General features: G+C 61.1%; 20 protein-coding genes and 1 riboswitch. Of the genes, 9 read left to right on the top strand and 11 right to left on the bottom strand.

Going from position 1 to position 19,956, the window contains the following annotated elements; all coding sequences use genetic code 11:
- Positions 1 to 54: 54 nt before the first annotated feature.
- The 4 genes from QRN36_RS06105 to rpoE all read right to left on the bottom strand — a co-directional run bounded on the left by QRN36_RS06105 (position 55) and on the right by rpoE (position 3,981).
- On the bottom strand, positions 55 to 1,455 hold the full coding sequence (locus tag QRN36_RS06105; RefSeq protein WP_373568707.1) for a DegQ family serine endoprotease: 1,401 nt from the start codon (positions 1,453 to 1,455) through the stop codon (positions 55 to 57).
- Positions 1,456 to 1,801: 346 nt separating this feature from the next.
- Positions 1,802 to 2,767 (bottom strand): MucB/RseB C-terminal domain-containing protein, encoded by a 966-nt coding sequence (locus QRN36_RS06100; RefSeq protein WP_285423214.1) that lies wholly within the window; start codon positions 2,765 to 2,767, stop codon positions 1,802 to 1,804.
- An 8-nt stretch (positions 2,768 to 2,775) separates the two neighbouring features.
- On the bottom strand, positions 2,776 to 3,366 hold the full coding sequence (locus QRN36_RS06095; RefSeq protein ID WP_285423213.1) for an anti sigma-E factor RseA C-terminal domain-containing protein: 591 nt from the start codon (positions 3,364 to 3,366) through the stop codon (positions 2,776 to 2,778).
- A gap of 33 nt (positions 3,367 to 3,399) precedes the next feature.
- Positions 3,400 to 3,981 carry an RNA polymerase sigma factor RpoE gene (gene rpoE / locus QRN36_RS06090; protein ID WP_037014368.1) on the bottom strand — a complete coding sequence of 194 codons (582 nt, stop codon included), beginning with the start codon at positions 3,979 to 3,981 and terminating at the stop codon, positions 3,400 to 3,402.
- A gap of 497 nt (positions 3,982 to 4,478) precedes the next feature.
- On the opposite strand from rpoE, the gene nadB reads away from it, so the two are divergent.
- Positions 4,479 to 6,095 carry an L-aspartate oxidase gene (nadB, locus tag QRN36_RS06085; RefSeq protein WP_285423212.1) on the top strand — a complete coding sequence of 539 codons (1,617 nt, stop codon included), beginning with the start codon at positions 4,479 to 4,481 and terminating at the stop codon, positions 6,093 to 6,095.
- Here the strand turns inward: nadB and QRN36_RS06080 are convergent.
- Both QRN36_RS06080 and QRN36_RS06075 read right to left on the bottom strand, forming a co-directional pair.
- Positions 6,064 to 6,531, bottom strand: coding sequence for a protein YgfX (locus QRN36_RS06080; RefSeq protein ID WP_285423211.1), 468 nt, complete (start codon positions 6,529 to 6,531; stop codon positions 6,064 to 6,066). The genes nadB and QRN36_RS06080 overlap by 32 nt on opposite strands.
- Positions 6,515 to 6,769, bottom strand: a complete 255-nt coding sequence (locus QRN36_RS06075) for a succinate dehydrogenase assembly factor 2 (RefSeq protein WP_093461407.1) — start codon at positions 6,767 to 6,769, stop codon at positions 6,515 to 6,517. The genes QRN36_RS06080 and QRN36_RS06075 overlap by 17 nt, the downstream gene beginning before the upstream one ends.
- A 143-nt stretch (positions 6,770 to 6,912) precedes the next feature.
- On the opposite strand from QRN36_RS06075, the gene QRN36_RS06070 reads away from it, so the two are divergent.
- Positions 6,913 to 7,854, top strand: coding sequence for a folate-binding protein YgfZ (locus tag QRN36_RS06070; RefSeq protein ID WP_285423210.1), 942 nt, complete (start codon positions 6,913 to 6,915; stop codon positions 7,852 to 7,854).
- Positions 7,855 to 7,954: 100 nt separating this feature from the next.
- A complete protein-coding gene (locus tag QRN36_RS06065) occupies positions 7,955 to 8,776 on the top strand; it encodes an HDOD domain-containing protein (protein WP_285423209.1) in 822 nt (273 codons plus the stop codon).
- A gap of 26 nt (positions 8,777 to 8,802) precedes the next feature.
- On the opposite strand, the gene QRN36_RS06060 is transcribed toward QRN36_RS06065, so the two are convergent.
- The 3 genes from QRN36_RS06060 to QRN36_RS06050 all read right to left on the bottom strand — a co-directional run bounded on the left by QRN36_RS06060 (position 8,803) and on the right by QRN36_RS06050 (position 11,324).
- A complete protein-coding gene (locus QRN36_RS06060) occupies positions 8,803 to 10,218 on the bottom strand; it encodes a sensor histidine kinase (RefSeq protein WP_285423208.1) in 1,416 nt (471 codons plus the stop codon).
- The gene (locus QRN36_RS06055; protein ID WP_093461419.1) at positions 10,211 to 10,882 is read right to left on the bottom strand and encodes a response regulator; all 672 of its coding nucleotides are present in this window, start codon (positions 10,880 to 10,882) and stop codon (positions 10,211 to 10,213) included. Before QRN36_RS06055 ends, QRN36_RS06060 begins: the two co-directional genes overlap by 8 nt.
- A gap of 166 nt (positions 10,883 to 11,048) precedes the next feature.
- Positions 11,049 to 11,324, bottom strand: a complete 276-nt coding sequence (locus tag QRN36_RS06050) for a hypothetical protein (RefSeq protein ID WP_285423207.1) — start codon at positions 11,322 to 11,324, stop codon at positions 11,049 to 11,051.
- A gap of 27 nt (positions 11,325 to 11,351) precedes the next feature.
- On the opposite strand from QRN36_RS06050, the gene QRN36_RS06045 reads away from it, so the two are divergent.
- From QRN36_RS06045 to QRN36_RS06030, 4 genes are all read left to right on the top strand, one after another.
- Positions 11,352 to 12,335: a tripartite tricarboxylate transporter substrate binding protein gene (locus QRN36_RS06045; RefSeq protein WP_285423206.1), complete on the top strand. Its 984-nt coding sequence runs from the start codon at positions 11,352 to 11,354 to the stop codon at positions 12,333 to 12,335.
- Between the two features lie 64 nt (positions 12,336 to 12,399).
- Positions 12,400 to 12,858 (top strand): tripartite tricarboxylate transporter TctB family protein, encoded by a 459-nt coding sequence (locus QRN36_RS06040; protein WP_093461429.1) that lies wholly within the window; start codon positions 12,400 to 12,402, stop codon positions 12,856 to 12,858.
- A 1-nt stretch (position 12,859) separates the two neighbouring features.
- On the top strand, positions 12,860 to 14,374 hold the full coding sequence (locus tag QRN36_RS06035) for a tripartite tricarboxylate transporter permease (RefSeq protein ID WP_285423205.1): 1,515 nt from the start codon (positions 12,860 to 12,862) through the stop codon (positions 14,372 to 14,374).
- Complete coding sequence (locus QRN36_RS06030; RefSeq protein ID WP_285423204.1) at positions 14,367 to 15,413, top strand: AbrB family transcriptional regulator; 1,047 nt, start codon at positions 14,367 to 14,369, stop codon at positions 15,411 to 15,413. The genes QRN36_RS06035 and QRN36_RS06030 overlap by 8 nt, the downstream gene beginning before the upstream one ends.
- Positions 15,414 to 15,540: 127 nt before the next feature.
- On the opposite strand, the gene ung is transcribed toward QRN36_RS06030, so the two are convergent.
- Positions 15,541 to 16,239, bottom strand: a complete 699-nt coding sequence (gene ung / locus QRN36_RS06025) for a uracil-DNA glycosylase (protein ID WP_285423276.1) — start codon at positions 16,237 to 16,239, stop codon at positions 15,541 to 15,543.
- 170 nt (positions 16,240 to 16,409) lie between these two features.
- On the opposite strand from ung, the gene QRN36_RS06020 reads away from it, so the two are divergent.
- Positions 16,410 to 17,522 carry an enoyl-CoA hydratase/isomerase family protein gene (locus QRN36_RS06020; protein ID WP_285423203.1) on the top strand — a complete coding sequence of 371 codons (1,113 nt, stop codon included), beginning with the start codon at positions 16,410 to 16,412 and terminating at the stop codon, positions 17,520 to 17,522.
- A gap of 338 nt (positions 17,523 to 17,860) precedes the next feature.
- On the opposite strand, the gene QRN36_RS06015 is transcribed toward QRN36_RS06020, so the two are convergent.
- Positions 17,861 to 18,439, bottom strand: a complete 579-nt coding sequence (locus QRN36_RS06015) for a hypothetical protein (protein WP_285423202.1) — start codon at positions 18,437 to 18,439, stop codon at positions 17,861 to 17,863.
- A 276-nt stretch (positions 18,440 to 18,715) separates the two neighbouring features.
- A riboswitch (guanidine-I (ykkC/yxkD leader) is annotated at positions 18,716 to 18,817 on the top strand.
- A 60-nt stretch (positions 18,818 to 18,877) separates the two neighbouring features.
- Here QRN36_RS06015 and QRN36_RS06010 point away from each other — a divergent pair.
- On the top strand, positions 18,878 to 19,945 hold the full coding sequence (locus tag QRN36_RS06010) for a putative urea ABC transporter substrate-binding protein (RefSeq protein ID WP_285423201.1): 1,068 nt from the start codon (positions 18,878 to 18,880) through the stop codon (positions 19,943 to 19,945).
- Positions 19,946 to 19,956 lie beyond the last annotated feature (11 nt).

The following is a 19,956-nucleotide window of genomic DNA, read 5'->3' as shown; positions in this document are numbered from 1 at the left end:
CTCCGCGCACAAAAAAAGGAGCGGTCCGACCGCTCCTTTTTCTATTTCCGACGCTTATTCGGCCAGTTTGAACGTGATGAATGTCGCACGTCCCTGACGCAGGACCCGCATCGACACCGAACGGTTCTTCGGCAGGCCTTTGGCGACCTCAGTGAACTGCCGGGCCGAGGTGATCGCCTGATTGTTCAGATGCGTGATCACGTCACCGGTCTGCAGGCCGATCAGCGAAGCCGGGCCGTCCTGCACGTCCTTGATGATGACGCCGCCCTTGAGGTCAAGCGACTTCAGCTGCTCGGCGGTCAGATCCGTCACCGAAACGCCCAGCCGATTGCTGTTGCGCTCGACGCCGGCATCGGCTGCGCCCATTTCTTCACCTTCAGCTGGCAATGCGCCAACGGTCACGGTCAGTTTCTGGCGCTTGCCGTCGCGGATCACTTCCAGCTCGGCTTTGCTGCCGTCTTTCAGATTGCCGATCAGGTGTGGCAGGTCAGCGGACATGATGATCGGCGTGCCATTGGCGCTCAGGATCACATCACCCACTTGCAGGCCGCCCTTCGCTGCCGGGCCGTCCTCGAGTACCTGTGCGACCAGCGCTCCGGCAGGCTTGTCCAGACCGAACGACTCAGCCAGATCCTTGTTCACTTCCTGGATGACTACACCGAGCCAGCCGCGGTTGACCTTGCCGTTAGCCTTGAGCTGGTTGGCCACGTCCATGGCCACGTCGATCGGGATCGCGAACGACAGCCCCATGAAACCACCGGAACGGGTGAAAATCTGCGAGTTGATGCCCACGACTTCGCCAGCCATGTTGAACAGCGGACCACCGGAGTTACCCGGGTTAATCGCCACGTCGGTCTGGATGAACGGCACATAGGTGTCATTCGGCAGGCTGCGCCCCTTGGCGCTGACGATGCCTTTGGTCACCGAATGGTCAAAGCCGAATGGCGAGCCAATGGCCAGTACCCACTCACCCACTTTCAGCTTGTCTGAATTACCCAGCTTCACGGTGGGCAGGTCTTTACCATCGATCTTGAGAACCGCGACGTCGGTGCGCGGATCGGTGCCGATCAGCTTGGCCTTCATCTCGCTGCGATCGGAGAGCCGCACGAGAATCTCATCAGCGCCGTCAATCACATGGTTATTGGTGAGGATGAAACCGTCAGCGGAGATGATGAAACCGGAACCCAGCGACTGCGCTTCACGCTGACGGTCGCCTTTGCCCGCTCCCGGCGGACGCGAACCTGGCGGCATGCTCCGCTCCAGAAATTCGCGAAGCATCGGCGGCAGCCCTTCAAGGTCGGGCGCCTGCCCCTGCGCCACCGAGCGATCCGGCAGCTTCTGGCGGGTACTGATGTTGACGACGGCAGGTGAGGCCTGCTCCACCAGAGAGGTGAAGTCTGGCAACGCTTCTGCCTGCGCGGTTAAGACCTGGCCAAGCATGACCACTGCGGCCATCCAGGACAGATAGGATTTCAAACGTGGTATCGACATACGGCTCCCGTTCACAACGAGCATGGTTAAGCGGTACGAACCAATCGGTTCGAGGAGCATCTACGCGCTGCGGTCATCCGCAACGCATTCTCAACGCCTGTTTCAGCGCTCAGCGGATTCACTGGGGCTGAAACAACAAAGGCCAGAGCTGCGAAGCTGTGACCTATAGAAAAAAAAGAGTGGGTTTGCAACCTGCAAAGCTCACCAAACATTTCAGTGTCTCGTCCAAAGCCCGAAATTGCCGGGCCGGCAGCCTGAAACGCCCAATATGAAACCTTTTTCACACTGGGCATTCACCGGTATTGTCAGGTTACTTCTTGCTCGTGGCAGCGGCGTCGTTACGCATGGACAACGCGATGCGCTCCGCTGTCCCGATCGGTATTTCGCCGACCACGGTCACCATCGCATCGCCCTTGGGCGTGGTCAGTCGGCGAGAAACGGCAACGGTGGGCCCCAGCTGAGTGCGAATATCCGTCACGGCAGCACCACTGACCGGCTCGATAAACACCGAAAACCGCGCCAGCCCATCGTCGTACATCAAGCTGGTGACAAGATTCTTGGACTGAGGATCTTTGCGCGCGGCAGCACTGCTGAGCGCAAATCCTGGCGGAAGCCAGTCAGAGCGCCACGCTACCTGAGCCTTCTGCGCATCAGCGGCCTTCGCCTTCACCGCATCCACCGGTTTGCAGTCACCGCTTGGCTGCAGCGCCTGGTCGCTCGGCAGTTCTTTGGTGTCCAGCTCAGTGAACTGGAAGCGCTCGAGCAACTGGCCCTTTTCGCTCAACAGCAGCGATTTGAGCGGCAGGCCGGTTTCACTGTCCAGATGCAGCTCGATTCCGTAGCGATGCTGGTCACGCGGCGTCAATGTCACGACAACGGCTGGACGGCCCGCCACACGCGAATTTCCCGCCACTTTCATGTCGTACCACGAAGACAGCTTCGCGGCATCGAATGCGTGGGCAGGAGAATCGGGGATATTGGAGACGCCCGCCTCAAGAGTACCGCTTACGCATTGGGTCACCCCGTCGACGCGCAGTACTTCTTGTGCGGAACCATCAAGCTGGAGAAGGTGCTCACGAACCTTGCCGTCGGCAACCCGGTGCCAGATTCGGTGAGTGGAAAAGCTTCCATTACGCTCGTAAACGAAGGTGCCTTGAAAGCTTTGCTGCTGTTCTGCCTGCGCAAGACGCTTGAGTTGGTCTTGCGCATCATCGGCATGAACTGGGAGGACCAGCCATCCACCAAGCAGAAGCGGCACTAGAGGGATGGCGCGCATGATCCTCCTTAACGGTTTTCCAGGCTGGCGGCGCGTGCGTATGGCAGAGCGCTTTCAGTGCCTTTCAACGCGGCTTGCTGAGCATGCTGACGCAGGTAACCTGGCAGACGCTGGTCATGCCAGCCAGCCTGATTCTGCAACACGCCGCTGGCCATTGGACCCGGGGCTTGCTCGCCTTCAGTGTAGCCGGCCAGTACTGCAGGGCCCTTAACTTGAGGCATGGCGATGTTGGCAGGCTGAGCCGATTGCTGAGCCAGTTGAGCGCCAGCGATTTCATCCTGGTTGTACAGACGGACACCTGCCAGAACAGCCACGGTGACGGAAGCAGCCACTGCCAGACGACCCAAGGTACGCCACGGGCCGCGACCGGCCTTCAGCGGGCTGACTTCATCGGCGATCGCGGCAGAAACAGCAGCCGAGATGTCCAGATGCGGCATCAGCAGTTCTTTATGCATTGCTGCGCGAGCAATTTGATAACGCGACCATGTGGCACGTGTATCCGCATCGTCGATTGCATTGAGCACCCGACGTAATTCCAATTCGTCCGCTTCGTTATCCATCACCGCGGACAGCGATTCCTGCAGGGCTTCACGACTCATGGCGGTTCCTCTCATATGGCTATCGCCGCTGTCTCAGGTTTCCTGCAACAAAGGCTGCAGGGCTTTATCAATGGCTTCCCGAGCGCGGAAAATGCGAGAGCGCACGGTACCAACCGGGCATTGCATGACGCTGGCAATGTCCTCGTAACTCAGACCGTCGAACTCACGCAAAGTTAGAGCTGTACGCAAATCTTCTGGCAGTAACTGGATGGTCCGATGGACGGTGCCCTCGATCTCATCCCTTAACAATGCACGCTCCGGCGACTCGATGTCCTTGAGGCCATGATCGCCGTCGTAGAACTCCGCGTCTTCAGATCTGACATCGCTGTCCGGCGGTCGCCGACCTCGCGACACCAGATAGTTTTTCGCCGTGTTGATGGCGATGCGGTACAGCCACGTATAAAACGCACTGTCGCCGCGGAAGTTCCCAAGCGCGCGGTAAGCCTTGATAAAAGCCTCTTGCGCAACATCCTGGGCTTCATGGGTGTCGTGGACGAATCGCACGATCAACCCAAGAATCTTGTGCTGATATTTCACCACTAGCAGATCAAAGGCTCGCTTGTCGCCGCGCTGTACGCGTTCGACCAGTTGCTGATCCTCTTCCTGGGTTAGCATGAACACTCCTCATAGAGCTTAAAGGAGCATTGCATCGGCTCTTTCGCAGGCTTGCAAACATAGACTCGGGCTTTTAGCAAAAGTTCTCCCCCCTTCAAGCAAGTTTCCGGCGAGCGTCGGTAGCCCGCACGAAAAACGCAGCTCGAACCAGGTCGGCTGCGTGAATAATCTTGTCGTCGAAAGCGCTTGCGCTGGTCCGTGAAACGGCCATTGCAGAACGCCGACGCTGTCCCTTTATCGGCAACCCTCTATTGAACGTGGGGCTTTATGAAAAGTTCCCACATTTCGCATTAGAGCGTAAGACACACACCTGCCCGAATGTAGGATCCATTCCCGCCCAAAAACCTGGGACGGGGATCGACTGCCAGACGGTATGCACGATGTCGCGGAGTGGCGCACAATTCGCCTCCGCCGTGATTCACAATTGCCATAAATCACGGCCATTGTGCCGTTCCCACCCTTCATATACTAGTGGCCATTAGAAGCCGGAATAAGACATGAGTCAGCATTTTCAGCACGACGTATTGGTGATCGGCTCCGGGGCAGCAGGCTTGAGTCTGGCGCTGACATTGCCCGCACACCTGCGCATCGCCGTATTGAGCAAGGGCGACCTGGCCAACGGCTCGACGTTCTGGGCTCAGGGCGGCGTTGCGGCCGTTCTGGACAACGCCGATACAGTCCAGTCCCACGTCGAAGACACCCTGAATGCGGGGGGTGGGCTATGCAATGAAGAGGCCGTGCGCTTTACCGTGCAGCACAGTCGGGAAGCCATTCAGTGGCTCATCGACCTGGGCGTGCCGTTTACCCGGGACGATCAGTCGTCGGTGGAAGATGGTGGCTTCGAATTTCATCTGACCCGCGAAGGCGGCCACAGTCATCGTCGTATCATCCATGCCGCCGATGCGACGGGTGCGGCCATCTTCCGCACGCTGCTCGCTCAAGCCAAGGCGCGTCCGAACATCGAGCTGCTGGAACAACGCGTCGCCGTTGACCTCATTACCGAGCGACGGCTGGGGCTGGAGGGTAAGCGCTGCCTGGGCGCCTACGTGCTGGATCGCGCCACGGGCGAGGTGGACACGCATGGCGCCCGGTTCACCGTTCTGGCTTCCGGGGGCGCAGCGAAGGTCTACCTTTACACCAGTAACCCGGACGGTGCCTGCGGTGACGGCATTGCCATGGCGTGGCGGTCGGGGTGCCGGGTCGGCAATCTGGAATTCAATCAGTTTCACCCCACCTGCCTTTATCACCCGCAAGCCAAGAGCTTCCTTATTACCGAGGCGCTGCGCGGCGAAGGCGCTTACCTGAAGTTGCCTGACGGCGAACGCTTCATGCAGCGTTTCGATCCTCGCGCCGAACTGGCGCCGCGAGACATCGTTGCCCGGGCCATCGACCATGAGATGAAGCGCCTGGGGGCGGACTGTGTCTATCTGGACATCAGCCACAAGCCCGAAGCGTTCATCAAAAGCCACTTCCCGACCGTCTATGAGCGCTGTCTGGCGTTCAATATCGACATCACCCGCCAGCCCATTCCCGTGGTGCCGGCCGCCCACTACACCTGCGGTGGCGTGATGGTGAACGAGCAAGGGCGAACGGATGTGCCGGGGCTGTACGCAATCGGCGAAACCAGTTTCACGGGCCTGCATGGCGCCAACCGCATGGCCAGTAATTCGTTGCTGGAATGCTTTGTGTACGCACGATCGGCGGCTAACGACATCGTCGGACAATTGACCGAGGTCAGTCAGCCACAGGACTTGCCGGCGTGGGACTCGAGCCAGGTGACGGATTCGGACGAAGACGTAATCATCGCGCACAACTGGGATGAATTGCGGCGATTCATGTGGGACTACGTCGGCATCGTGCGCACCAGCAAGCGCTTGCAGCGCGCGCAACACAGGGTGCGGCTGTTGCTGGACGAGATCGACGAGTTCTACAGCAATTACAAGGTCAGCCGTGATTTGATCGAGCTGCGCAACCTGGCCCAGGTCGCGGAGCTGATGATCGCCTCGGCCATGGCGCGCAAGGAAAGCCGGGGCCTGCACTACACGCTGGACTATCCGGACATGTTGCCGGAGGCGCTCGACACTATTCTGGTGCCGCCCACCTTCGTCGACTGAACTTCAAGCGCAGACGCAAGCGTCGGTGGCTGTCCGGCGCCATTGCGTCGGCAGGAATGCAAAGGCTGCGAACCCGCAACTGTCGCAACCAGGAGCCGGAACGCAGCCGGAATCGCAAGATGACGAGCTGCGGCAGCGCAACGCTGTCGGGACGAAGCTGCGCAGGCTCCCATCCGCCCTCCTCGCTCCAGAGATGCCAGCCCGAGGTATCGCGGCGCAGGCCCGTGAACGCCCGGGCGCCGTTCTTTGCGGTCAATGCGCGCAGGGTGCACGCGCCGTGCAGCAGGCACAGCAACACGCCGACCGATCCGGCCCAGAGGGGAATATTCAGTTGAGAGAGTGACACGAGCGCCAGGACCTGCGCGCCGAGGTACGCCGTCAGCAATGCCCGAGAGGCCTGCCAACGGCATTCGAAACGATCACTTCGGCTGGACACGGTCCAGAATCATGCGGACCATGCGCTGCAGCTCCGGATCTTCCGATTCGCCACGCTGCATGAACCAGCCGAACATGTCCTGATCTTCACAGGTCAGCAGGCGACGGTAGAGTTCGCGATCGACATCATTGAGCGATGGATAGACTTCTCTGACAAACGGCACCAGCAACACATCCAGCTCGAGCATGCCGCGGCGGCTGTGCCAAAAGAGGCGATTGAGTTCAACATCTTCGACCATGGGGCGCTCCTCGAATTTGCCGGCGAGTATACAGGGGCAGCGTCGCGGGGCGTACCCGCTCTTAGTCGCAGCTTTTTGCATATACCCATAAACGAAACACGGCACTATGATGGTGCCCCAGACTTTTACCCCTGCGATGACTCATGGCCGATTCAGCTTTTTTCTGCCCCTTGTCCCATGAAGGTGTGCTTGCCGTTCGCGGCGTGGACGCCAGCAAATTCCTGCAAGGCCAACTGACCTGCAACATGGATTACCTGAGCGAGGCGAAAGCCACGCTGGGCGCGCGTTGCACGCAGAAAGGCCGCATGCAGTCCAGCTTCCGCATTCTGCTGGAAGGCGACGGTGTTGTGCTGGCGATGGCCAGCGAACTGGTCGAACCACAGCTGTTGGATCTGAAGAAATACGCCGTGTTTTCCAAGTCGAAGCTGACTGATGAAAGTGCATCGTGGGTGCGTTTCGGCCTGAACGGCGGCGACGGCGCGCTGGTGAGCCTCGGGCTCGATCTGCCCCAGGACACCGATTCGGTCGTACGCGCGAACGATCTGATCGCCATCCGCGTCTCGCCTTCGCGCGCAGAATTGTGGGCTAAAGCCGATCAGGCCGATGAGCTGCACAATCGTCTCGCCGCGCAAATGACCCAAGGCACCCTGAACGACTGGCTGCTCGGCCAGATCCGCGCAGGGATCGGTCAGGTGTTCGGGCAAACCCGCGAAGAGTTCATCCCGCAGATGATCAACCTGCAAGCGGTGGGCGGCGTCAGTTTCCGAAAAGGCTGCTACACCGGGCAGGAAATCGTTGCGCGGATGCAGTATCTGGGCAAACTCAAACGCCGCCTGTACCGCCTGTCGCTGTCTGGCGAAGACGTACCGGCGCCGGGCGTCGAATTGTTTTCCCCGGTTCACGCTAGTTCGGTGGGTAACGTCGTCGTGGCGGCGCGCGCCTCTGGAGGCGTTGAATTGCTGGCGGTGTTGCAGGCCGATGCGGTGGAAAACGGTGATATCCGCCTGGGCTCTTCCGATGGCGCCGCGTTGCAATTGGGCGAATTGCCATACACTCTCGACGCCAAGCTTGAAACGCAGCGTTGAACCTTGATACAGACACCGTTTCAGCTGTCAGCGTAGTCGCCCGCGCCTGTGCCAGTGGATGGCCAGGCGCCGGCCGGAAGGCAATGTCCAGAGACCCGATATGAGTAGCATGGCTGACGAGGTGCAGAGGAACCTGATCAAGGCGATCGACAAAGACGCCCTGTTCCTGCCGACGCTCCCTGAAGTGGCAATGAGAATTCGCCTGGCGGCGGAAGATTCGGAAATTTCCATCATTGCCCTGAGCAAGGTCATCGGCAGCGACACCGCCCTGTCCGCGCGCCTGATCAAAGTCGTCAACAGCCCGCTGCTGCGGCCGAATTTCGAGGTCAGCGACGTGCTGACAGCGGTTCGGCGGCTGGGCGTCAATTACAGTTGCAACCTGGCGATCGGGCTGGTGGTGGAGCAGATGTTCCATGCCAAATCCGAGGTTGTCGAAACCAAGATGCGCGACATCTGGAAGCTCAGCCTGCAGGTGGCGGGCGTGAGCAACCTGCTGAGCCACCGCCGGGCGCATCTGAAAGCCGACAAAGCCACACTTGCCGGGCTGATCCACCTCATCGGCGTGCTGCCGATCCTCACGTACGCAGAAGATAACTTCGAACTGCTCGCAGACCCGATCAGCCTGAATCATGTCATCGAGCGGATTCACCCGATCATCGGCGAGCGGCTGCTGCGCTCCTGGGACTTCCCCGAAGCACTGGCGATCGTGCCGCGCCAGTTCCAGAACTTCAGCCGGGTGTCGCAACAGGCCGATTACGTGGATCTGGTGCAAGTGGCGACGGTTCACGTTCATGAAGCCACCGGCAGGCCGTACCCGCACCTGGACGTCCAGGCGATTCCGGCGGTCGCTCAACTGGGCCTAAACATGGCGGAAGGCGCCCTCATCGGCGAGATGAACGAGGCAATGACGCTGCTGTACTGAGTCGGCCTTTCGCGCGGTACGCGCCGCTACCGTCCTTCCGTTTCCACCGCCGCAAACGTCACCCGGACTTTCAGACCGCGCTGAGCACCGTCGTGCAGCGTGATGCGCGCCAGATGCGCCCGGCATATTTCACCCACGATCGCCAGACCGAGCCCGGAACCGGTGCCTTGCTGATGGCGCCGGTAAAAGCGCTCGAACACGCGGTCGCGCTCGTGCAGCGGAATGCCGGAGCCGTCATCCTCGACTTCAAGAACGCACGGCGCGTGTACGCGCAACACGACGTTTCCGCCCGGCGGCGTGTGCGCCAGGGCGTTGTCCACCAGATTGCTCAGCAGCTCGTTAAGCAACGTCGGCTCGCCGCGCACCCAGATCGGCGCATCGGCCTCCAGCGCCAGGGCGACGCCGCGCGCGTGTGCCAACGGCGCCATCGCCATGCCCAGTTCGCGCGCCAACTGGCTGAGATCAAGCAACTGCGCGCCGCCTTCGGCAACCGCCCGCGCGCCGTTTTCGATGCGCGCAAGGGACAGCAACTGGTTGGCCAGATGCGTCAACTTGTCGGTGCCGAGGGCCGTGCTTTCCAGCGTGGCGCGCCAGGCATCCGGCTCCTGATCGCGCAGCCCCAGTTCGACCCTGGCCTTGAGCGCAGCCAGTGGCGTGCGCAGTTCATGGGCGGCATCGGCGATGAACTGTGCCTGACGCTCGAACTGCATGCGCAGGCGTTCGGTGAAGTGATTGAGCGAGCTGACCAAGGGCCGCAGTTCGTGCTGCACCTCAACCATGGGCAGCGCGCGCAGGTCGTCCGGCTGACGCTCCTCGACCGCCGTGCGCAAGCGCTCCAGCGGACGCAGCGCGGCGCTCACGGTAAACCACACCAGCAACAAAGCGCCGCTGCCGAGCATGCCAAGGCGCAACAGCGTATCGGCCATCAGGCTGCGGGCCATGGCCACGCGCTGCTCTTCGGTTTCGGCCACGCGGATTTCGGCGATACCGTTCATGTTCGGTTCGCTCACCGCTTTGAGCAGGCTCACGACGCGCACGTCCTGGCCCTGATATCGACCGCTGTAGAACTTCGCCAGCGCGGGATAGGCGTCGGTTCGAGGCGTGCCGGGCGGCGGCGCAGGCAAATCTTCGTAGCCGGAAATCAGCTTCTGGTGGATGTCGTTGACCTGATAGTAGATGCGCCCGGCGCTGTCGTAAGCGAAGGTATCGAGGGCCACGTAGGGGACGTCGGCGCTGAGGGTGCCGTCGTGCGCCGACAAACCGGCGGCGATGGTTCTGGCCGAAGCCAGCAAGGTGCGATCGTAGGCGGTGTCAGCCGCTTCGCGGCCGTTCCAGTAGGCGCTCATGCCGCTGGCGATCATCAGCACGACCAACAACAGGCCAAGGTTCCACAGCAGGCGCCAGCGCAGGCTGTTTTCCGCGGAGGGAAACGGATTAAGCATCCCGGCTTTCCAGCAAGTAACCCAGCCCACGAAAGGTGACGATGGCGATGGGCTGGCCATCGAGCTTCTTGCGCAGGCGATGCACATAGATTTCGATGGCATCGGCGCTCGCCTCTTCGTCGAGACCGAACACCTGCGCCGCCAGTTGCTCCTTGCTCATCACCCGTCCAGGTCGGGCGATCAGGGCTTCGAGCACCGATTGCTCACGGGAGGTCAGGGTCAGCATCTCATCACCAAGGGTGAACCGCCGCGTGTCCAGGTCATAGACCAGTACGCCGCAGCGCTGCTGACGCTCGCCCCCCAGCACGCTGCGCCTGAGCAGCGCCTTGACCCGCGCTTCCAGTTCCGTGAGTTCGAAGGGCTTGGCCAGGTAGTCATCCGCGCCGAGGTTCAAGCCGTGAACGCGATCTTTGACGTCGCTCCGCGCCGTGAGCATCAGCACCGGGATGTTTTTGCCGCGAGCCCGCAAGCGCGCCAGCACTTCGAAACCGTCCATGCGCGGCAGCCCGACATCGAGGATCGCGACCGCGTACTCTTCGCTGCCCAACGCCAGATCGGCAGCAACGCCATCGTGCAGAACGTCCACGGTGAGTCCGCTGCCCTTGAGCGCCAGCGCGACGCTTTCAGCCAGTTGCAGATGGTCTTCGACGAGCAGGACACGCATCGACTTCTCCCGAATCAGGCGTTGTTTGGTGGCGGAGTTTACAGGCGCGCTGCCGTCTGTGAAGACCCGACCCACTTCGAACCCGGCCAGCCCCGCTCAGTGCACGTCTGGCGAAAGCTTCATGAAAGGTAGTTGAAAGGTTGATGAAAGCTTCGCTGATTAGGATTCAGTCACGACTTGTTACGCCTGCGGCCAGCGCCGCCTGCGCAACGCCTCTGAGTCGTGACGAAAAACGCCTCGACGCGTTTTCAACAATAAAAACAATATCGGAGTCATCGGTGATGCAATCACTGCAATCCTCGGCCACCGTGCCGCCTGAATCCCGTTCTGTTTTCTGTTCGCCACGCAGCCCTGCCGCGCGGTGCTTCGTCACGTCCCTGACACGGGTCCGATACGCGCAGCCAGCGTGCGAACGCGCCTGACCGATTACCTGACCTTCCAAAAACAACAACTCCTCTGGAGACAGACCATGAACCTATCGATGCGTCGTATCAGCGTTGCTGCCAGCTGCATGCTGCTTGCCACCCAGTTATGGGCGGCCAGTGAGCCCAAGCGTCCCGAATGCATTGCCCCGGCCTCGCCCGGCGGCGGCTTTGACCTGACCTGCAAACTGGCACAAAGCGCGCTGGTGAACGAGAAAATCCTGACCAAACCCATGCGCGTGACCTACATGCCCGGCGGCGTTGGCGCGGTGGCCTACAACGCGGTGGTCGCCCAGCGGCCGGCCGATGCCGGCACTCTGGTCGCGTGGTCCAGCGGCTCGTTGCTCAACCTGGCACAGGGCAAATTCGGGCGCTTCGATGAAAACGCCGTGCGCTGGCTGGCGGCCGTTGGCACCAGTTATGGCGCCATCGCGGTGAAAGCCGACTCACCGTACAAGAACCTCGACGATCTGGTTAAAGCGCTGAAGGCCGACCCGAGCAAAGTGGTCATCGGTTCCGGCGGCACTGTGGGCAGTCAGGACTGGATGCAGACGGCGCTGATCGCCAAGGCCGCCGGCATCAACCCGCGTGACCTGCGTTATGTGGCCCTGGAAGGCGGCGGCGAAATCGCCACGGCATTGCTCGGCGGCCATATTCAAGTGGGTTCCACCGACATCTCCGACTCCATGCCACACATCCTCAGCGGCGACATGCGCCTGCTGGCTGTCTTCTCCGAGCAACGCCTGGACGAGCCGGAAATGAAGAACATCCCGACCGCCAAGGAACAGGGCTACGACATCGTCTGGCCGGTGGTGCGCGGGTTCTACCTCGGGCCGAAGGTCACCGACGAAGAATACAACTGGTGGAAAGACTCGTTCGACAAGCTGCTGGCCTCCGAGGATTTCGCCAAGCTGCGCGACCAGCGTGAACTGTTCCCCTTCGCCATGACCGGCGAGGAACTGGACAAGTACGTCAAGAAGCAAGTCGCGCAATACAAGACGCTGGCCAAGGAATTCGGCCTGATTCAGTGATTGAGCCCAATTGACTGACGACGGTCACGCCGCCTGCGCGGTGGCGTGACCCAGGAGCTTTCCCATGGTCTTGCAACGCATTTTCGCCCTGGTGCTGCTGTTGGCCTGCATTGGCCTGGCACTCATGGCCTGGCCTTATCAGGCCCCGTTTTCCTATGAGCCCGTCGGTCCGCGTGCGTTTCCGCTGCTGATGCTGGGGCTGATGGGCATTTCCCTGCTCTACATGCTGATTCGCCCGACGCCGATCAAGCATTCCGAGGACGAGCCGCCGCTGGACCGTCCGACCCTGATCAAGATCGGGATTTGCACCCTTTTGCTGCTGATCTTCGCCGGGCTGTTCGAACCATTGGGCTTCGTGCTCAGCAGCATGCTGATCGGCATTCCGATGGCGCGCCTGTATGGCGGTCGCTGGCTGCCGAGCATCGTCATCATCACTTTCATGAGCATCGCGCTGTACGTGCTGTTCGACAAGGTGATGGATGTGCCACTGCCCTTGGGCCTGCTCGACGTTCTGGAGAACTGATATGGACACTCTCGGCTATCTGGGCCAGGGCTTCGGCGTCGCGCTGACCCCATACAACCTGGTTACAGCGCTTTCCGGCACCCTGATCGGCACCATCGTCGGCCTGTTGCCGGGCCTGGGACCGATCAACGGCGTCGCCCTGTTGATCCCCATCGCTTTCGCACTGGGCCTGCCACCGGAGTCGGCGCTGATTCTGTTGGCGGCGGTTTATCTGGGCTGTGAGTATGGCGGGCGCATCAGCTCGATCCTGCTGAACATTCCAGGCGAGGCATCCACCGTCATGACCGCGCTCGATGGCTACCCGATGGCGCGCCAAGGGCTGGCGGGTGTGGCGCTGTCGTTGTCGGCGTGGAGTTCGTTCATCGGCGCACTGATCGCCACCTGCGGCATGGTCATGTTCGCCCCGCTGCTGGCCAAATGGGCGATTGCCTTCGGGCCGGCTGAGTATTTCGTGCTGATGGTGTTCGCCATCGTCTGCCTGGGCGGCATGGCCGGCGATCGTCCGCTCAAGACTTTCGTCGCGGCGTTGATCGGGTTGTTCCTGTCGAGTATCGGCATCGATGCCAACAGCGGCGTGTACCGGTTCACCGGCGACAACATTCACCTGGCGGACGGCATTCAGTTCGTGGTGCTGGTGCTGGGCCTGTTCTCGATCAGTGAAATCCTGCTGTTGCTGGAGAAGACCCATCGCGGTCAGGAAGCCGTCAAGGCGACGGGCCGCATGATGTTCAACTTCAAGGAAGCCAGCTCGGTGTTCGCCGTGAACATCCGCTGCGGCCTGATGGGCTTCATCATGGGCGTACTGCCAGGGGCCGGTGCCACGCTTGCCAGCGCCGTGACCTACATGACCGAGAAACGCATCGCGGGTGCCAGCGGCAAATTCGGACAGGGCGACATGCGCGGTCTGGCAGCGCCCGAAACCGCGATCGGCGCAACCGCCTGCGGTGCGCTGGTGCCGATGCTGACACTGGGCGTTCCAGGTTCAGGCACCACTGCGGTCATGATCGGCGCGCTGTCGCTGTACAACATCACCCCAGGACCGCTGCTGTTCCAACAGCAACCGGACATCGTCTGGGGCCTGATCGCCTCGCTGTTCGTCGCCAACATCATGCTGGTGATCCTGAACATTCCAATGATCCGCATCTTCACTCGCATCCTCGCCGTGCCTAACTGGGCGCTGGTGCCGGTGATCGCGATCATCACGGGTATCGGTGTCTATGCGGTGCACGCCACCACGTTCGACCTGTTCCTGATGGTGGGCATCGGCATCTTCGGTTACATCCTGCGCAAGCTGGACTTCCCGCTATCGCCGATTCTGCTGGGCTTCATTCTGGGTGGCCTGATGGAGCAGAACCTGCGTCGCGCGTTGTCGATTTCCAATGGCTCGATGGACATCCTGTGGTCCAGCCCGATCACCTTGGGCGTCTGGGTGGTCACCGCGTTCATGCTGGTGCTGCCGCTGATTCGTATCTGGCGTAAACGCGCCGTGCAGCGTCGCGCGCTGGCCGATGTCTGACCAGCCATTCAAGACATGGTGGGGAACACCGCTGGTCGGCCTGCTGGGGGGATACCTCGCCAGTCAGGTCGGCTGGCCTTTGCCGTGGATGGTCGGCTCGTTGCTGGCGATCATTCTGGTTCGCTGCCTGACGCCATGGCAGCTGGCTGAAATCCCCGGCGGTCGCAAGTGCGGCCAATGGGTGGTCGGCATCGGGATCGGCCTGCATTTCACGCCGGTGGTCATCGAACAGGTGGTTTCGCACTTCGGCCTGATTTTCATCGGCGCGCTGGTGACCAGCGTTTCCAGCGTCGTTGGCGTGTGGCTCATGCTGCGCACCGGCGAAGACCGCGCGACTGCTTTCTTTTCCAGCATGCCCGGTGGTTCGGGCGAAATGGTCAACCTTGGCGCGCGAAATGGCGCGATCCTCAGCAACGTCGCCGCCGGCCAGAGCCTTCGGGTGCTGGCGGTGGTGCTGTGCGTTCCGGCGATCTTCAAATACCTGATGGGTAACGGCGGCCCGCCCTCCCACGCGAACGTGGTGGATGGGGGGTGGCTGCTGATTCTGTTTCCACTGGGCGCAGGGGTGGCCTGGCTCTGGCAACGATTGAAGCAGCCCAATCCGTGGCTGTTCGGGCCGTTGCTGGTGAGCGCGGTGATCAGCGTCAGCTTTGACCTGCACATCGGGCTGCCCAACGGCGGCAGTCAGATGGGTCAATGGCTGATCGGCAGCGGCCTGGGTTGTCATTTCAATCGAGCGTTTTTCCGCCGTGCGCCCTCGTTCATCGGGCGTACGCTGATTGGCACGGCGCTGACGATGAGCATCGCCGCACTGTGCGCACTGGCGCTGAGCACGATGACTCATCTGGACCTGCGCTCCCTCACCCTGGGCATGATGCCCGGCGGCATTGCGGAAATGAGCCTGACCGCCGAAGTGCTGCAACTGTCAGTGCCACTGGTCACGGCGATGCAGGTGATGAGGCTTTTGTTTGTGTTATTTCTGGCGGAGCCACTGTTTCGCTACTGGGATCGCAAAGCCTGCGCCGACCCAAAACCGTAGGTGTACGGCTGTTTCCGCAATCGGCAAAGCCGGTCCTACGAAACGTTGCAGCATCTGTAGCCGGGGCATGCTGTGGATACCTGCGCCGCAGAATCCAGTCCTGTACCCGACAGGCCCAGCACCTGCTTCAGACGTTTGCCGGCAGCCGCCACTCGATCGGCGAGATGCCGTTGTCGACCAGAAACTTGTTCGCCATGCCGAAATGCCCGCAGCCGAGGAAGCCTTTGTAGGCCGACAGCGGTGAAGGATGCACGGACGTCAGGATCAGGTGCTTGGTGGCATCGATGAGCTTTTTCTTGCTCTGCGCGTGAGCGCCCCACAGCAGGAACACCAGATGCGGCTGGTGGGCGCTGACGGTTTCGATGATCTTGTCAGTAAAGTGCTGCCACCCGCGCCCCGCATGGGAAGCGGCATTCGCCCGCTCGACGGTAAGGGTGGTGTTGAGCAGCAACACACCCTGCTCGGCCCAGGATTGCAGATAGCCATGATTGGGAATGTCGATGTTGAGGTCGCGCTTGAGCTCTTTGTAGATGTTGACCAGCGACGGCGGCGCGGGCACGCCTGGCTGCACAGAGAAGCACAGCCCGTGCGCCTGATTGGGGCCGTGATAAGGATCCTGACCGAGAATGACCACCTTGACGTTGTCCAGCGGGGTGGAATTCAAGGCATTGAAAATCAGCGGGCCTGGCGGGTAGATCTCCTTGCCCGCCGCATGTTCCTGGCGCAGGAACTCACGCAGCTCGCCCATGTAAGGCTTCTCGAATTCCTCGCGCAGGGCCTGCTTCCAGCTGGCCTCCAGTTTGATGCGGTCGTCATTGGTCATGATGCTATCCGGCAGGAACAAATGGGCGGACTTTAGGGGTTGTCGCCAATTATTTCCAGCGCAGCGCACGCCGCGTTTCCTACACTGGTCTGCGTCACCTGATTTGCAACTTCCCGGCGTCGACGGGACTCACAGTCCTTTATAGATGCCCGTACCACTGACAAGAGGTCACGATGAATCTGCAATTCGAAGAGCTCACCGCTACCGATGGCGCCCGTCTGGGCGTTGCCACGCTGGACGCGGAAAAATCCCTGAATGCCTTGTCCTTGCCAATGATCCTCGCCCTGCAGGATCGGCTCGACGCGTGGGAAAGCGACTCCGGAATCGTCTGCGTGCTGTTGCGCGGCAAGGGCGAGAAGGCCTTTTGCGCGGGAGGTGACGTCAGGGCGCTGATCGAGGCCGGACGCGGAAAAACCGGAACCGTCCCACCGTTGGCGGCGCACTTCTTCGCGGCTGAATACCGACTGGACTACAAGCTGCACACGTATTCAAAACCGCTCATCTGTTGGGGCCACGGTTATGTCCTTGGCGGAGGAATGGGCTTGCTGCAAGGGGCCAGCATCCGCGTCGTCACGCCAAGCAGCCGGCTGGCAATGCCGGAAGTCAGCATTGGCCTGTATCCCGATGTAGGCGCCAGCTGGTTCCTGTCGCGATTGCCCGGCAAGCTCGGGCTGTTTCTGGGCCTGACCGGCGCCCACATCAATGGTCGGGACGCGTTGGATCTGGACCTCGCCGATCGGTTTCTGCTGGACGATCAGCAAGAGGAAATGATCGACCGGCTGCTGCAGATCAACTGGCAGGAACAGACCGCGGTGCAACTCAACAGCCTGTTCAAGGCCTTGCAGCAAGAGGCCGTCGAGCAGTTGCCCCAGGCCCAATGGCTGCCGCGTCGAAAAGCCATCGACGAACTGCTGGATGTCGCCGATGCACCGGCGGCCTGGAACGCGTTGAAGCTTGAACTCGGCTCGCACGACGCGCTGATCGCCAAGGCCGCGAAGACGCTGATCGAAGGATGCCCGATGACGGCACAACTGGTCTGGGAACAGATACAGCGCGCTCGACATATGTCGTTGGCCGAGGTCTTTCAACTGGAGTACGCCATGAGCCTCAACTGCTGCCGTCATCCCGAGTTCGCAGAAGGTGTACGCGCCCGGTTGATCGACAAGGATCAGACGCCACGCTGGCACTGGCAGGACATCGCGACGATACCGCTGGCCGTGATCGATGCGCATTTCGAGAAGGCCTGGGAAGGACGCCATCCGTTGGCTGATCTGTCGGAATATTGAAGGTCGGACAAACAAAAGCATGGCTTGCTGCGTGTTCGGTTGCAGAGCATTCATCAACCTGGCGCATTGGCAGTTCCAGGCAGATTCGGTGCGAAGGATTGACTGCCGCTGCGCGCCAGATCGCGGGGCAAGCCACGCTCCTACACGTTGACTTGACAGATACAGCGCTCCCAGCCGTCGTACTCTGTATGCCAGCGGCATCAGCCAGATCGGTGTGCTGGATTGGCCGCCGTTGCATGCCAGGTCGGGACAAGCTACACGGCCGCAGGGTGAATCGGCAGGACAAAAAACGGCGCTCTCAGGAGCGCCGTTCAATTTTCTCACCAGGGAAGTTTGCTTCAGCGATTTCCGCCGCCGGGACCGCCGTGTCCGCCTCGGCCGAATCCGCCGTCCTGACGAATGCCGCCTGACGGCCTTCCCGGAGGTCGGCCTCCCCCGCCGCCACCGCCCGGATTGCCGTTCCATCCCGGACGCGGACCATTACCGCCACCGCCAGGCCTCGGACCGGGCGGCGGTGGGTGATAACCGGAGCCGCCACCACCATGGTAGCCACCGCCACCGTGATAGCCGCCTCCTCCGCCGTTCCAGTGACCACCACCGTAACCGGGTCGACCACCGCCGTATCCTGGGCGACCCCCGCCATAGCCAGGACCGTAATAGCGTGGCGGGGCGTAATACCGCGGAGGCGGCGCGTAGTAGCGCGGCGCCGAGTAATAACGCGGTGATGAGTAATAAACCGTTGATCCGTAATAACCGGATGGCGTGTAAGGGCGATAGCCGTCGTACACATAACTGCTGCTATAGCCGCTGCCGTAGACCGGTCTTGGCAGCGTATACGTCTCTGACTCGTAATAGCCTCCGTAGCAACCTGCGAGGGACAGTGTCATCAAAACGGTTAGCAAGCTTCGTCGATACATGGCGGCCTCCCGGACCGCGATAGAGCTCGAACCAGCGGCGCTGGTCGGCGTTCTCCCAATTGCCGAGAACGTAATTTAAGACTGCCGGATCCGTTTCGAGTGCCCCAGCTCAAGCCCCAACCGCCGGACGGCGCCCCGCAACAGTGCATATTCTTCCGCTCGGCAGACCAGGTTTTCGCCATTGCTCCCACCCACCAAGGCCTGCTGCAACTTGGCACAACTCTCGCTTGGTAAACCTTGTGCAGGAGTCAACACCGGTTCGCGGCACCACAATTTGCAATAGCCGACTAGGGTTCCGGCTCGCTTGAAGCGAGTGGCTGGTCCGAGAGTTGGCGACCTCCAGTAGAGGTTACACGGCGGGATAAAAGCCCGGGAGACAGGACACCAGTGGTGTCGCCGTGCTCCTGAACGTCCCTTTTCGCTACTGGAGGTTTTCCAATGCAGAAGTCCCCTCTCTTCGGCCTGATCACCGCAGGCCTCATCGCAGCTTTCAGCCTCTCGGCCAACGCCGCCCCGAAAAAAGATTTCGACGTTTGCTGGACGATCTATGCCGGCTGGATGCCGTGGGAGTATGCGGGTACTCAAGGCATCGTCGACAAGTGGGCCAAGAAGTACAACATCAACATCAAGGTCACCCAGCTCAACGACTACGTCGAGTCAATCAACCAGTACACCGCCGGGCAGTTCGACGGCTGCACCATGACCAACATGGACGCCCTGACCATTCCTGCCGCCGGTGGCGTGGAAAGCACGGCGCTGGTCGTCAGTGACTTCTCCAACGGCAACGACGGCATCGTCATCACGGGCGACGGCAAGAAAGTCACCGATCTGAAAGGCATGGACGTCAATCTGGTGGAGCTGTCGGTGTCCCATTACCTGCTGGCCCGCGCGCTGGACTCGGTGGACCTGACCGAGAAGGACCTCAAGGTGGTCAACACCTCCGACGCAGACATCGCGGCTGCCTTCAACACCAGTGACGTCAAAGCCGTCACCACCTGGAACCCGATGCTGTCGGAGATCAAGGCCAAGCCTGGCGTCACTGAAGTGTTCGACTCCAGCAAGATCCCTGGCGAGATCATGGACATGATGGTCGTCAACACCCAGACCCTGAAGGACAACCCGGCACTGGGCAAGGCGTTGACCGGCGCCTGGTTCGAAGTCGTCGCACTGATGAACGCCAAATCCGCCGAGTCCAGCAAGGCGCTTGAGCACATGGCCAAGGCTTCGGGTACCGATCTGGCCGGTTTCCAGTCGCAACTGGACACCACCAAGCTGTTCGCCACGCCTAAAGAAGCCCTGGAATTCGCCACCAGCAAACAGCTGCCGAGCACCATGCGCAAGGTGGCCGACTTTTCCTTCGAACACGGCTTGTTGGGCGAAGGCGCCAAGGACTCGAGCGCGGTGGGCATGACCTTCGCCAACAGCGTGACCGAGGGCGACAAGGGCAATCTCAAGCTGCACTTCGACCCGAGTTACGTGCAGATGGCCGCTGACGGCAAGTTGTAAAACCCGCTCCG

It is taken from the genome of Pseudomonas sp. efr-133-TYG-103a (assembly GCF_030209235.1).
GTDB lineage: Bacteria > Pseudomonadota > Gammaproteobacteria > Pseudomonadales > Pseudomonadaceae > Aquipseudomonas.
Note: the sequence above shows the minus strand (reverse complement) of the source record. Positions and strands in the feature narration are given on the sequence as shown.

Coding starts and splice junctions, on each gene's coding strand:
- QRN36_RS06035 (WP_285423205.1), top strand. CDS start 12,860: ATGGACACTCTCGGCTATCTGGGCCAGGGCTTCGGCGTCGCGCTGACC.
- nadB (WP_285423212.1), top strand. CDS start 4,479: ATGAGTCAGCATTTTCAGCACGACGTATTGGTGATCGGCTCCGGGGCA.
- QRN36_RS06060 (WP_285423208.1), bottom strand. CDS start 10,218: ATGCTTAATCCGTTTCCCTCCGCGGAAAACAGCCTGCGCTGGCGCCTG.
- QRN36_RS06100 (WP_285423214.1), bottom strand. CDS start 2,767: ATGCGCGCCATCCCTCTAGTGCCGCTTCTGCTTGGTGGATGGCTGGTC.
- QRN36_RS06055 (WP_093461419.1), bottom strand. CDS start 10,882: ATGCGTGTCCTGCTCGTCGAAGACCATCTGCAACTGGCTGAAAGCGTC.
- QRN36_RS06095 (WP_285423213.1), bottom strand. CDS start 3,366: ATGAGTCGTGAAGCCCTGCAGGAATCGCTGTCCGCGGTGATGGATAAC.
- QRN36_RS06070 (WP_285423210.1), top strand. CDS start 6,913: ATGGCCGATTCAGCTTTTTTCTGCCCCTTGTCCCATGAAGGTGTGCTT.
- QRN36_RS06065 (WP_285423209.1), top strand. CDS start 7,955: ATGAGTAGCATGGCTGACGAGGTGCAGAGGAACCTGATCAAGGCGATC.
- QRN36_RS06030 (WP_285423204.1), top strand. CDS start 14,367: ATGTCTGACCAGCCATTCAAGACATGGTGGGGAACACCGCTGGTCGGC.
- QRN36_RS06045 (WP_285423206.1), top strand. CDS start 11,352: ATGAACCTATCGATGCGTCGTATCAGCGTTGCTGCCAGCTGCATGCTG.
- rpoE (WP_037014368.1), bottom strand. CDS start 3,981: ATGCTAACCCAGGAAGAGGATCAGCAACTGGTCGAACGCGTACAGCGC.
- QRN36_RS06075 (WP_093461407.1), bottom strand. CDS start 6,769: ATGGTCGAAGATGTTGAACTCAATCGCCTCTTTTGGCACAGCCGCCGC.
- QRN36_RS06040 (WP_093461429.1), top strand. CDS start 12,400: ATGGTCTTGCAACGCATTTTCGCCCTGGTGCTGCTGTTGGCCTGCATT.
- QRN36_RS06010 (WP_285423201.1), top strand. CDS start 18,878: ATGCAGAAGTCCCCTCTCTTCGGCCTGATCACCGCAGGCCTCATCGCA.
- QRN36_RS06015 (WP_285423202.1), bottom strand. CDS start 18,439: ATGTATCGACGAAGCTTGCTAACCGTTTTGATGACACTGTCCCTCGCA.
- QRN36_RS06020 (WP_285423203.1), top strand. CDS start 16,410: ATGAATCTGCAATTCGAAGAGCTCACCGCTACCGATGGCGCCCGTCTG.
- QRN36_RS06105 (WP_373568707.1), bottom strand. CDS start 1,455: ATGGCCGCAGTGGTCATGCTTGGCCAGGTCTTAACCGCGCAGGCAGAA.